Consider the following 12,700-nt stretch of genomic DNA (forward strand, 5'->3'; position numbering starts at 1 on the left):
GATCCGAGTGCAAAGGCTCTGGATACCTTTCAGTTTATGGAAGCGATTCAGAAAAGGCTTTAATCGCTTAAAAGCAAAAATCCCGACCATGGGGGCCGGTTTTCAAAACGCGCCAGGTCGGGGTTCCGTTCAGTAACCATTTTACGCGGATTAGTCGGGTTGGGAATTTCAATTATAACCATGAAACGTAAGACTTTGATTCTGAATCATATTCTTTGTTTGGAACGGCTGTTCGTATTCTTTTTTTTATTTTTCGCAGTTTCTCTTGATTCTCAAAAAGTTCCCAAAGAACCGACATTACCCGTGGAACCGACGGTTGGAGATTCCAGAAATCAAAGGGGAGAAATCGAAAAACAAACCGGAACCGGAGCGGACGAAAGAGAAAAAAAAGTTAAGGTGATTTTTTGCGACGGTCGGGACGTGGAAGGTTTTTGGAAAAATCCGCCGTTTGAATTTAAGTTTCAGCACAAAAAAAACAATATAACATATTCAAAATCCCTAAAGCTCGATGAGATTTCCAAAATCAAAATTACGGGTTGGAAATTGAAATCTTCCAATAAACGAAAGGAAGGAATTCCCTATCGAGCCGAGCCTTATCAGATCCAGATAATTTCTTTGTCGGGAGAAATCTTTTTCAAGGAACCTTCTCCGAAGGGCGAGATTCAACAGATTCAATTCAACAATCAATTTGGAGATACGACGTTGTTTTTGTATTGGAACGATTTGCAGTATGAAAACGGACAGTGGTTTTCCGGTTTAAAACCTTTCTTGGGAGAATTCAGGGCGGACTGTCATTCGGATGTGGTTCGGGAAATTCAATTTCTCGCCGTAAATTAAACTTTGCGAATGTATTCTAAAATTTTTCTTTCAAAATACGGTTTTTGAAGAATGGAAACATTTTTCTGAGAGACTGAGATATTCAAACCCACATTTTCCTCAAGTCCCGTAATCACCGTGATCGGAATTTTGTCGAATTTTTCCTGTTTGCGGATCGCTTCCACGAGTTCTTGTCCTGAAAAGCCGGGCATGATCCAGTCGGTGAGAATGTAAGAAATATTTTCCCCGAAAGATTGAAGGTATTCGTACGCTTTTTTTCCCTCTGTAAATGCCTGAAAGGAATAACCGTTCCTTTCCAGAATTTTTCCTAAAAGAAGTAAGTTGAGTTCCGAGTCGTCTACAATGAGGATTTTTCCGACTTTTCGTTGTTCTGTGGAATTCTTTTGATAAGAGAATTTTATAATTTCCTTAATTACCAATTTCAATTCTTCGATTCCAGAGGGTTTCGGAAAAATTCCATCAAATCCGAATTCCATGGATTTTGTGCGGTTTGATTCGACATCTCCCGAAGTAAGGAGATATATTTTAGAATTTTTGCATGCATTATGTTTATTTTCCCGTAAACCGTTTCGTATGGTTTTACAGACCGTAAATCCGTCGGAGTCCGGAAGAATCATTCCGATCGTAATTAGATCGAAATTTTCCCGAAACGTAAGATCCAATCCTTCTTTTGCCGAACCCGCTTCGACGATTTGAAAGTCTTCCGCGGGAAAAAAAGAAGATATGATTTTTCTGAAGGTTGAACCGGAATCTAAAACGAGTACTTTCAAGCCTGTTTTTCTCTCGGACCGATTTTTGAAATCGAAGTTTCGAAAATTTGAATATACTTTTTCAATTCGTCAAAGATTTGTTTTGGGTCGTCCATGATTTCTCCGTCCGGTTTGGTCCAAACAAGCCGTTGGTAAACATTATTGCATAAACTGAGATAATAAATCGGAGAAGATCCCGCTATCTGTTTTATATCGCTCAAAGTAAAGGAGCCGAAAACGGAAAACATCGCTTTATAATTTTTTTCCAGATATGTAAATTCGTACGTTCGCGGCCATTCTTTTAAATCCGATTTTAACTTGAAAAAAAACTCTTTGGAGAGGATAGAAATCAAAGTTTCGGTTTGTTCAATTCTTTTTTCGAGTGAATCCAGCCCGTTCATGTTTCCGATTTTTTTGCCTCGTTCCAAAGTTGATCCATTTCATTTAAGTCGGATTCTTTCGGGGTTTTACCTCGGCTTTTTAGGGTTTGTTCTATGTATTGAAATCTTTTCTTAAATTTTGCGTTCGTTCTTGTGAGTGCGGATTCGGAGGAAATTCCAAGATGTCTTCCTAAATTTACTAAACTGAATAATAAATCTCCGAATTCTTCTTCGATACGAACCTGATTGCTTCCGTTCGCTTTGACACGACCAAATTCGGTTAGGAACTCTTCCATTTCTTCTCTAACTTTTCCTTGCACATCTGAAATGTTTTTCCAATCGAATCCGACTTTTGCGGCTTTCTTTTGATACTTTTCCGCTTTTAAAAGGGAAGAAAAATTCTCCGGGATATTCGAAAAAATGGATGAGTCGTTTGATTTCTTCTTTTCCTTATCCTTGATTTTCTCCCAATTTTCCAAAACTTCCTGAGAAGAAGAAAGGGTGAGTTCTTCCGGTCTAAAAACGTGAGGATGTCTGAAAATTAGTTTATCGGAAACGTTTTTTGCAACTTCTCCTAAATTGAATGAATGTCTTTCTTCAGCAAGTCTTGCATGAAACACAACTTGAAACAATAGATCGCCCAATTCTTCTTTGAGAAGTTCGTCGTCGTTTTTTAGAATTGCTTCGATAACTTCTTGGGATTCTTCAATGAGATAAGGAATCAAAGTTTGATGATCTTGTTCCTTATCCCAAGGACATCCGTTTTCTCCTCGGAGAGTGGCCGTGATTTCTTGAAGTTTACCAATTTCCTCTGCGAGTGATTTTGTCTGCATATGAGTCCCTCCAAAAACGACGGAAGATTTGTTCCAACTTTTAATCTCCAAGCTGAATCTGCACTCTTTTTCAATTGTTTTGAAATCGGGATTGGATTGACGGGAGTCGTAAAGTTGAAGTATAGTTCAAAAAAATACTTTATAGGCCCTTTATGATACGCTCAAAAAGTCTTATTGTTCTTTCGCTCATTCTGATTGCAGTTGCGAGTCGTTATTTTCCACATCCGGCTAATTTTACGCCAATTCTTGCGATTTCCCTTTTTGCGGGAGCCCATTTTGCTTCCAAAAAGCTGTCTCTGTTGGCTCCTCTATGTGCCCTTTTTATGAGCGACTTATTGATCGGATTGCACGATCAGATGCTGCCTGTTTACGGAATGGTCTTACTTTTAGTTGTAGCGGGATGGCGGTTAAGGGCGTCTTCTTCCGCTGTTAGAATCGCATTTTGGTCGTTGGGCGGTTCTGCGGTTTTCTTTATCGTTACAAACTTTTATGTATGGTTGGCAGGCTACTATTCGTATGACCTAAACGGGCTCGTTCAGTGTTATATTATGGCGATTCCTTTTTTTCAAAATTCTCTTCTGGGGGATATGTTTTATACAACCGTTCTTTTTGGCGGATTTGCCCTGATCGAAAAAGTAGATTGGATGAAACTCTCCTCGGTTCCTATTAAGTAACGTGAGCAGAGTCGTAGGAAAGTTTGGGCGAATAAGAAACTAAAGTGTTGTTCTCTAACATAACCAACCCCACAACGCGCCCCATAGGAAGCGTTGTGTTGAGTTTCTTCAACGCGCCCCATAGGAAGCGTTGTGTTGAGTTTCTTCAACGCGCCCTATCTCGCGACCCTTCGGGAGCGAGATTTGAGCTTAGGAAGCGTTGTGTTGAGTTTCTTCAACGCGCCCTATCTCGCGACCCTTCGGGAGCGAGATTTGAGTTTAGGAAGCGTTGTGCCTGAGTTTCCCCTAATTTTTGGGTGGCAGAAAATAAACTCTATTTCGCTCTCTATGAGTCGCGAAATAGGGCGGAAAGACTCGGGAGACTTTTCTCTATTAGAAAATGATACTTCTTGCAAGTAAAAAGTATCATTCTTGTCGGAACGCTTGAAAAATATCAGTTTTTGATCTTTATTATCCAAAAAGCCTTCTTAATTTGTGGGGTTGATACGGGAAAATCTGGGCGATAAACCTAGTTTTGAAGGATAAGCATTCAGTTGGAATGCATATCGCAGTTAAATTTTATCCGCAATTATCCGGTTGCATACATGAGACATAGTAAATGAGTTGTCCACTATTTTTTAACTATTACACTTTATTCATTGGTAAACTCATCTTTCTTTAATTCACTGAAGCGCACGGGGGAGTGTACAGACTATTTTATTAAAACACAATTTTCACATCTTCTTTATAGTTCTGCAATGTTCCGTTTAAACTGGCTGTCCAACCGTCAATGAATACTTTGCCGTTTTTAATAGCGCTTGCATAATCATCACTTTTGATTTTCTCGCTGTTGGTTATGTAATAATGATTACCAATTTTGTAGATGCAATTCTCGACAACCATTTCAGGAACTTGTGTTGGTTCGTCTAAACCAATGGTGAAAATCATATTGTAAATACGGCTTAAAGCGTCATCGCTAATTTCAGGGAAAGCGATTTGTCCATATTCATCCACTTTTAATTTTGGTGCATCTATGCTATCGAACACTTTAAAGCCAATATCGGGAATTGGTTTTTTATCTTCTTCAAACAGTCTTGCTTTGCTGTTTTCCGCTTCCATTTCTTTTGCAATTTTTTCACCTGCACGTTTAAGGCGTTCTATGGTAATACTTGAAATAACAGGTGGCAAATTATTATCTAAACAAAATTTATATGCGGGTTTGTCCTCTTTTATTGGTTCATCTATTTGACACAAGATAAATTTGCGATTGCCGCCATCTTCGACATTTAGTTGCATTACTGCATGGCCGGTGGTGCCAGAACCTGCGAAGAAGTCGAGGACAACGGCATTTTTATCTCTCAATAAAAACAGTAAGTGTTTTATTAGTTTGGTTGGTTTAGGTTGCGAAAAGACCTTATCTGCATCTAAAACATACCTTAACTCTGATGTGCCTTCTTTGTTGAAAGCAACATCTTCTGCGGATAGTATAGTATTAGGAGGCTGCCCCTCTTGTACCTCCTTTAAGTATCTTTTTGCTTTAATTTCATTTCCTGAAAACTCTAATCGGCTTTCATCTTCCATCCACTCTAAGGTTTCCTCTGAATATCGAGGGAAACTACCTTCCGGAGCTTGCCAAACTTTACCATTTTTAAATGTAAATTTATATGGCGTTGCGTAATTCCTAGCATATAGTGGATCAAGTTTATAAGAACCTCTACCATCGTTATCATTCAATGTGTAATTCCCTTCTTTATCTACTATTTGTCGTATAAAATTTTTGGGGTCAGATTCAAACCACCCTTTATTTCTTGCGTAAACTAAAACATAATCAGCATGTTTGTTAAAGTCCTTACTCGTATTGCGCACCGTATGCATTGCACGCCTAGTTAGATTGGCAAAAAAATTCTCTTCCCCAAAAACATCATCACAGAGAAGTTTTAAATTGGCTTGTTCATTGTCGTCAATGCTTATAAAAATTACACCTTCCTTGCTTAATAAATCTCTTGCCAATAAAAGACGAGGATACATAAAAGCCAACCAACCGTTGTGGCTCTTTTTGGTTTTGAAGCTAAAATCCATTCGTGCGTATTCGCTTTCACTTAAATTTGCTAATCCCAAAACTTCGGCTTCTTCTTTATCAAATTTGTCAGGATATACAAATTCATCGCTTGTAGTATTGTAAGGAGGGTCAATGTAGATACACTTGATTTTTCCGCTATAATGGTTTTTCAAAATTTTTAAACTATCGAGATTATCGCCTTTCAGCACCAAATTATCAGTTGTATCACTATTCTTGCTTAATGCAGTATTTAGACGTAATTCCTTTTCAGTCCTTTGAGCATATTTAGCTCTGGCAAAGTTTCTACCCACAAAATTTAATCCATATCCATTTACCTTTTCGTCAATAGGCAAACCCAAAACGGTTTTCATTTCCTCTAAGTTTATCTCGGTATCTCTAATTATGTTAGGGTAGTTCTCTTTCAGAAAATATAACAATTTGTTTTCGTTGTTTTCTGTTCCAACAATTGTAAATCCTGCTTTTATAAAATCTTGTTCTGCCATTGTATTATGCGTTGTTTATCAATGCCGCCAGTTGCGTTTTATTGATATGTTCTTTGAATGAAATTTTAATGTTCTGATCTTTGCAGCATTGACCCAATGCCTCAAAATACTTTTTAGCAAAATCAATTTTCCCTTTTTCATCTACGGGTATTGCAGTTGACGATTTATAGCCTTTTGCTTCCACTACAAGGAATATTTTGTTGTCCTCGGTGCTTTTTAAGCAATAGCAAAAATCGGGGCTGTAATCTCCTAAAGGAGTTTTGATTTTGAGGCGTGGAAGTTTGCCGAAAATTTCGATGCTGTCAATGTCGGGGTCTTGCTCAACAATTTCCAACTCAAAATCGCTGTCATATTCAATCACTTCTTCAAATACCCATTTTGTTTTCAAAGAAAAATCGCCTGCAATTTCCTTTTGGAATTTCCCAACGCTTCCTGTGTCTAAATATGTTTTACCTTTTTCGTTCTTGAATACGTTTGGTAAACCTGTTCCATTTATTCCATCATACTTAATGTTAGCTTTGAGCATTGCAATTAAGTTCTTATTGATTATTTCGGAAATCTCTCTTTGAGTTTGTTTGGGATTATTGCAAAGCATTTTATTCTTAAAGTCATCACTCAAAGCGTTGAAAATCTTAACTACAAATGAAATAGGGGTTTTCGTATTGTTTGATAACGTGCGAACCAATTCTAAATAATTTACTTTGCTTTTGTATGAAAGCGTGTTGGTTAGTTTTTCTGTAATTGCTCCTTGTTCGCCAATTTTATTTACGTTGAGTTCTGCACGAATGGTTTGCAACAAAATTTCCTCAATGTTTACGGCTTCAATTTGAGTTTTTATGTTTTGTATCAATTGGCTTTCTTGTTCTTCGTTCAAAGTGTCTAAAACATAAAAAGCATTTTTGTTGATTGCGTTCCACAGGTTTTGAAACTTTTGCAGGTGCGTTGCCTTTATGAAAACTTTCTTTTTCTCTTTTTTCTTTTCGGCTTTCTGAACGTAAATGTTTGTGTCGGTTGCAAACAGACTTTCAATTGCTTTTACTTGTTCTTCGGGCAAATTCTGTTTTTTGAGAATGGCTGAAAACTCAGGAGATTTTTCGTAAATCTTTTGTCCGTCAACAATTGCCTTGCGAACAATCATTTTTTTGTCTTTCAGCACATTATCAATTAACGTAATTATTGTATCATCATCAAAACCCGATTTTTCTTTGAGTGTTTTAACGAGTTCCTGCTCAGTGAATGTTTCGGAAATCAGGAATGAATTACTTAAAATTTCATTTTGAATTGCTTCAACAAAACTGTGTTCTTTACTTGAAACAACCACGTCAAGGTTGTTGATTTTCCAAAAGGTCTCTTGGTCGTCATTCAGATTTTTCAGTGTGTTACGTTGCAAATTTTGATTGACGCAAATTCTTAAACCCCTTCCAATCTGTTGAAGTTTTGATATTTCACTGCCCTGATTAGATAGTTTACAAATAGTAAAAACATTCGGGTTGTCCCAACCTTCCTGTAAAGCCCAAATGGAGAAAATAAAACGTGTTGGACTTTCAAACGAAAGCAATTTCTTTTTGTCTTTCAGAATTTCATCAACTCCTACCTTTACTTTTTCGTCTGCGTTTCCTTTGTCTCCTGAAAAATATCCTTTGTGAACTTGCAAATGGTTATCGCTGTCAAAATCGTTTTGTAAGAATTTGTAGTAATCGCTTGTTTGGTCAAGTTCGCTTACAATTTCGCTGTATTGCTTTTTATATTCCTCTTCAAAAAAGTTTTTGATTTTTGGATTGTCGCTACGAAACAAACTGGTGTCGCTTTCCATAAAAAACAATGTGAGTGCTTTTATGCCTTTCTCAAACAATCCTTTTTCTTTTTCAAAATGAATTTTGATTGTTTCCTTAATCATTGTCCGCAATGATTCCTCTGATAAGGAATAATCAACTTTTTCAATGACGTCGTCAGCTAAAACAATGGTGTCTTTGTTTATCTTCTTTATGCTTTTACCGTTGAAAACTGAACCAACGCCCAGTTCTCGTCTTGCAATAATTCCATTGGTCAAAGTACTTACAATGGCTTTTTTGTTGTCAATGCCAATGAGTGTATCTGTGTTTTCAACTACGTCTTGCGTATAGACCACAATTTTCTTAACTAAACTTTGTCGGAAAGAAGAAATGCTGTCTAATACATAGGCTACGTTCGACAAAGGCAAACTGTCTTTCTTTTTTGGGAATGTAGCCCCAAAACGCAAAAAGTAATTTTCAAACCCTCCAAAATATGTTTTGAAAGCATTGCCTTCAAAACGGTGAGGTTCGTCCATTATCACAATTGGGTTTAGGCGTTTCAAACATTCCAAATAAGATTTTGGTGGTTCCTGATTGTTTACGAATAATTCAGGGGCGTTAATGTCCTTTTCTAATGGTCGGTTTAGGATATTGTCTTTGTGGCTGAATGAGCTTGGAGTCACTACCAAAACCGATAAATGCGAAATGCCGATAAATTGTCTAATGGCTGAAATGTTTCCGCCTTCGTAAACAAAAGTTTCAATTTTTTTTTCTTTCTCATTGGCGTAAAAGGTTTTAAAATAATCTTTGGTGTCTTCCAAGTTTGTTTTTGTTCCCTCACGTATTGGAACGGTTGGAATAAGAATGATAAATTTTTTGTAACCAAAATTCTTATTAAGTTCAAAAATTGTTTTTATGAACGTGAACGTTTTTCCCGTTCCTGTTTCCATAATAATATCAATGTTTTTAGTGTCTTGAACTGAGAAATTGTATTTGTTCTTTTTATGGTGTGTCGTCAGCACTTCTTTAAAATTCACTTTTTGCTGAAGCCTACTAAAAAGACTTGTAATGTTTGTAACGCAATCCTCTTGGTAGCCTTGTATTTCATATTGAAACTGTTTTGCTTCTGTTTTTAGCATTAATATTTTCTAATCCTATTTTTTTAACTTAGAGTCTGTCCCAAAACCTATTTGCACATTCTAAATAAAATGATAGCGGATGCAAGTTGGAATAGTGCGGTATAATTATCGAGTTTGAATTCCCGATAAGTTTTTACGGCTCTAAACGCATTGAACCAAGCAAAAGTACGTTCGACAGTCCATCGAAAAGCATTGAGTGGAGCAATCCGCTCAGGATTTCTTGCATTCTTTTTATTGGGAATTCGATACTGAATATTCCTCTTTTTTAATTTGTCCTTAACTGTATTATTAGCATAAGCTTTATCTAATGAAAGTATTTCTGGCTTTAGAACTTTAGAATTTCTCAGTATTATAAACTTTTTTAAATTAGGAAATAAAAGTTTAGAGTCATGAGTTCCCGCTGAAGCAATTACAAAAGCTACAGGCGCTCCACGCCTATCGACGAGAATATGCCTTTTAACGCCTCTTTTGCCGCGGTCCGTCGGGTTTGGACCCGTGAAAGCCCCCCTTTGGGAGATCTTGCAAAACTACCAACTACTGCCATTCTCTTTGTCCTGATTTTTACAGAACGTTTATAAAGTTTTAATGCTTCTCTTTCAATTTTATCAAAAACTCCAGCTACCACCCATTCTTGAAATCTTCTATGTAACGTCGATTTTGAACCAAACATCGTAGGAATATCTCTCCATTGAATTCCTGTTCGAACCCTGTAAAATATCGCTGCCATGGCCACTCTATCATCCAGTCGAGGACGACCTCCTTTCTGTGGGTTTGTCTTACGATTAGATAATAAGGGGCGAAGACGTTTCCAAATCTCTTCTGGGATATCTAGAAGACCTAAATTTGAATTCATATGTCAGTTCTATTTCTTTAGGTTAAAAGTACAAGGAGGTTTTGGGACAGGCTCTAAATATATCCTATACCAAAGCAGAATTCTTTATAATCAAATCAAAAAAATTAGGATTGTTTCTGTTGCTATATCTGAAACTGAATTCATTTACGTAATTCTGCATATACTTAGTACTTATATGATGATAGCTTCCGACTATTCCTCTTTTAAACAAAGACCAGAATCCTTCAATAATATTGGTATGAATATCTCCTTTTACATACTCTTTCGAGTGACCTATAGTCAAATGAATTCTTTCTTTTTTATCTAAAATCTTATAGCCTATGAATTCTTCTGTTACGATCGTTGCATCTTTATGAACTTCCTTATTGATAACATTTAATAATTGTTTTCCTGTAAGTTTTTTTCCTTCTTTATTCGGTAAAGCAGCTTTGGCGTGCACAGTTCCAGAGTTTCTTTAAACTAACTTTTGTATTCTCAAATATCGTTCCTGAAAAAATAGAAAATGTCTTATCAATTACATTGAAAGAATTTTGGGCGACCGATCAAACGGCTTATATTTGAACTTTAAAAAATTTGCATGTGATAGTTTAACCGTATCTCGAATTTATGAAATAATTTATAATTGCGCCTCATCGTTTGGGAAAAATGTCTGTAATTTGAATTGATTCATTCATAAAAGAATACACTGTCACCTATACAAATTGGAGATTGATAACGAATTTTTTCTTACGATACATGTCTCATGTATGCAGCTAGATAATTGCGTTTTTATTTTCAAAAGCCGATTTTATCCTTACAGAGTAATAGAGACTCCTAAATAAAATCCGTAGTAAGTATCGATCACTTCTTTTTGAAGAGCAGGCCTTGTCGTAGTCAGATCCGCCGTTTTTGTAATTGTGTTCAGTACGGTCGAACTGACCACGTCGGGAAATAATAGGTTGATGTTGTAGTTGTACCCGGTTACGAAAGATCTCATTTCTGTATATTGGAAACCGAATGTAAATTTGAGCCAGTTTGTTCTGAAAAAAGAAAGTCCGGCGTCGATTTGATAACCTCTTCTTTTGACGAGGTTTTCACCCGTTGATCCCGAAGTTTCCGTAACTAGAAAGTTTTGAGTGCCGTTGTAGATTGTGGTTCCGTTCGTCTTTAGATGATATTTTCCTAATGTTCTAAAATAATCTGCGTTTGCGTGGAATTGGAAAAAGTTGTTCAATTTTTTAACGACTCTAAATCCGATTTGAGGACCTAAACCGCCCGCTTTTTCTTCCATAGTTCCGAAGCCTAATCCTCCGGGTAAGTTTCCGTATTCTTTAGAATACATATCCAAATTACGGATTCCTAGGGAAGGTCCGATTCTGGTTCCGGATCCCGTTTCAAAAAAGTAAAGGAAGTTCAATTGAATATCCGTTCTTCTAAGTTGCGGGTCGTACAAACTATAGGTTTGATTTAAGTTTCCTAAAGTTGGATTGACGTTTATGGAAGAATAAGAGGGGCGAATCCTAAAATCTAGAAATGTCGCTTCCACTCCGTATTTTTTTGATTCGGTTAGGAATAACAATCGAATCGGGTAGGCAGTCTTTGTGTTTCCTTGCGGGTTCGAATAAAAACTTCCGGTGTTATTGATTGTATGCGTGTCATTTCCCGCGATCGCGTTGATATTCTGGTAAAGCCCATTTGTGTAAAGAAAGGTGTTAGTTTCATTGACGGATACGTTTTGTCTTCTCGCTAAGGATTCCGGAATCCAACTTATTTGGTTCAATAAAATCGCGATTTCAAACGTAGCGCCTTTCGGAGTTTTGGCAAGTTCCTGTTCGTGAAGTTTATCTCTGAGTTCGGAGGCTTCTTTTCTTTTTTTCCGAATTTCCAAAATCATGCGTTGTCTCGTGACGGAATCTTGTGCTTTGCCGGCTTTAATTTCGAGTTCGTTGGCTTCTTTTTCTAAAATATCCGGATCGGATTGGGGTAAATTGTTTTGTCCCATTGCGTTCGTTTGAAGCAGAAGAAAAAGTATCGCAATAAGAAATGGAATCGATTTTTCAATTTGTTTTTTCATAGTTCCTAAGGAATGAGAATTACATAAGACGGAGGAATTGAAACATTTTTTCTCGGATCTAGAAAAAGAAAAATGTTACAAATTTTCTTTGGTGAAAACAACGAAATAGAACGATTTTATAGAAGGCTTATGTTTCGATAAAATGATATAGAATGAAACGAAAAGAGAGATTATGAATTTAACCAAATTGGCGATTTGCGTTTTTTGCGGTTCCCGTTCGGGAACCAATCCTGTGTATACCGAGGCGGCTAGGGATTTGGGCCGGTTGCTCGTCGAAAAAAATCTCGATTTAGTATTTGGAGGCGCTTCCTGCGGTATCATGGGAACGATTGCTGATGCGGTGATGGAAAAGGGCGGGGGAGTATCTGGAATCATTCCCGATTTTCTCTCTATCAAGGAAGTCAAACATGATCGAGTCAAAGATCTTATGATCGTTTCTTCCATGCATGAAAGAAAGTTTAGGATGTATGAAAAGTCTTCCGGTTTTATCGCATTGCCCGGCGGAATTGGGACTTTGGACGAGCTTGTAGAAATTACGACTTGGAATCAGTTGAAGCTAATTTCAAAACCTTTGGGCTTACTTAACGTAAACGGTTATTTTGACTATTTGCTCAAACAATTGGAAAGAATGGTGGAGGACGGTTTTTTGGATCCGGAAACTAAGAACGGCCTGATTGTTTCGCAAAATCCTGAAGAATTACTCGATTTACTACATCAGCGTTTTGTCTGAAGAGGTTGTGTCGAATCGTAACAATACGTTTTTAAAAACGCAAAATTATATTTTTAGTTCGAACCGTAAAAAACAAAGTTTAGAACTTTTTAGGAGGAACCACGGTCATGATTATTGTCAATTCGTTAATAATAAAATG

At 37.0% G+C, this 12,700-nt stretch carries 12 protein-coding genes (1 of these 12 running past the window's edge); 4 read left to right on the forward strand and 8 right to left on the reverse strand.

The features are described from left to right. Positions 1–63, forward strand: the end of a protein-coding gene (locus tag FHG67_RS01625; protein ID WP_004498398.1) for an NADP-dependent isocitrate dehydrogenase. Its footprint begins 1,134 nt before the window's first position; only the last 63 of its 1,197 coding nucleotides appear in the window; its start codon lies off the left edge, out of view; it ends in the stop codon at positions 61–63. A gap of 108 nt (positions 64–171) precedes the next feature. After that, entirely contained in the window at positions 172–837 is a 666-nt protein-coding gene (locus tag FHG67_RS01630; protein WP_142499892.1) for a hypothetical protein, read from the forward strand. Here FHG67_RS01630 and FHG67_RS01635 read toward each other — a convergent pair. The 3 genes from FHG67_RS01635 to mazG are packed head-to-tail and all read right to left on the reverse strand — an operon-like array spanning position 834 to position 2,799. Continuing rightward, entirely contained in the window at positions 834–1,607 is a 774-nt protein-coding gene (locus FHG67_RS01635; protein ID WP_142499604.1) for a response regulator, read from the reverse strand. The genes FHG67_RS01630 and FHG67_RS01635 overlap by 4 nt on opposite strands. Next, entirely contained in the window at positions 1,604–1,987 is a 384-nt protein-coding gene (locus FHG67_RS01640) for an LIC_13241 domain-containing protein (protein WP_004498359.1), read from the reverse strand. The genes FHG67_RS01635 and FHG67_RS01640 overlap by 4 nt, the downstream gene beginning before the upstream one ends. Next, positions 1,984–2,799: a nucleoside triphosphate pyrophosphohydrolase gene (mazG, locus tag FHG67_RS01645; RefSeq protein WP_004501179.1), complete on the reverse strand. Its 816-nt coding sequence runs from the start codon at positions 2,797–2,799 to the stop codon at positions 1,984–1,986. Before mazG ends, FHG67_RS01640 begins: the two co-directional genes overlap by 4 nt. 152 nt (positions 2,800–2,951) lie before the next feature. On the opposite strand from mazG, the gene FHG67_RS01650 reads away from it, so the two are divergent. Continuing rightward, positions 2,952–3,473, forward strand: a complete 522-nt coding sequence (locus tag FHG67_RS01650) for a DUF6580 family putative transport protein (protein WP_004495267.1) — start codon at positions 2,952–2,954, stop codon at positions 3,471–3,473. A gap of 699 nt (positions 3,474–4,172) precedes the next feature. Here the strand turns inward: FHG67_RS01650 and FHG67_RS01655 are convergent. The 5 genes from FHG67_RS01655 to FHG67_RS01675 all read right to left on the reverse strand — a co-directional run bounded on the left by FHG67_RS01655 (position 4,173) and on the right by FHG67_RS01675 (position 11,831). Beyond that, a complete protein-coding gene (locus tag FHG67_RS01655) occupies positions 4,173–6,014 on the reverse strand; it encodes a site-specific DNA-methyltransferase (RefSeq protein ID WP_026054630.1) in 1,842 nt (613 codons plus the stop codon). A gap of 4 nt (positions 6,015–6,018) precedes the next feature. Beyond that, positions 6,019–8,925, reverse strand: coding sequence for a restriction endonuclease (locus tag FHG67_RS01660; RefSeq protein ID WP_142499605.1), 2,907 nt, complete (start codon positions 8,923–8,925; stop codon positions 6,019–6,021). A 47-nt stretch (positions 8,926–8,972) separates the two neighbouring features. Further along, positions 8,973–9,778, reverse strand: a protein-coding gene (locus tag FHG67_RS01665) for an IS5 family transposase (protein ID WP_100224538.1) whose coding sequence is annotated in 2 segments (ribosomal slippage) — positions 8,973–9,442 and positions 9,442–9,778 — 807 coding nt in all. Because the reading frame shifts where the segments join, the coding sequence is not laid out codon by codon here. Between the two features lie 64 nt (positions 9,779–9,842). Further along, positions 9,843–10,217 carry an IS1595 family transposase gene (locus FHG67_RS01670; RefSeq protein WP_004498385.1) on the reverse strand — a complete coding sequence of 125 codons (375 nt, stop codon included), beginning with the start codon at positions 10,215–10,217 and terminating at the stop codon, positions 9,843–9,845. 354 nt (positions 10,218–10,571) lie between these two features. Beyond that, positions 10,572–11,831, reverse strand: a complete 1,260-nt coding sequence (locus tag FHG67_RS01675) for an LA_2444/LA_4059 family outer membrane protein (protein ID WP_004495307.1) — start codon at positions 11,829–11,831, stop codon at positions 10,572–10,574. A 172-nt stretch (positions 11,832–12,003) separates the two neighbouring features. Between FHG67_RS01675 and FHG67_RS01680 the strand changes: the two genes are divergently transcribed. Next, positions 12,004–12,561: an LOG family protein gene (locus FHG67_RS01680; RefSeq protein ID WP_002618569.1), complete on the forward strand. Its 558-nt coding sequence runs from the start codon at positions 12,004–12,006 to the stop codon at positions 12,559–12,561. Positions 12,562–12,700 lie beyond the last annotated feature (139 nt).

This window comes from Leptospira weilii, from assembly GCF_006874765.1.
Lineage (GTDB): Bacteria > Spirochaetota > Leptospiria > Leptospirales > Leptospiraceae > Leptospira > Leptospira weilii.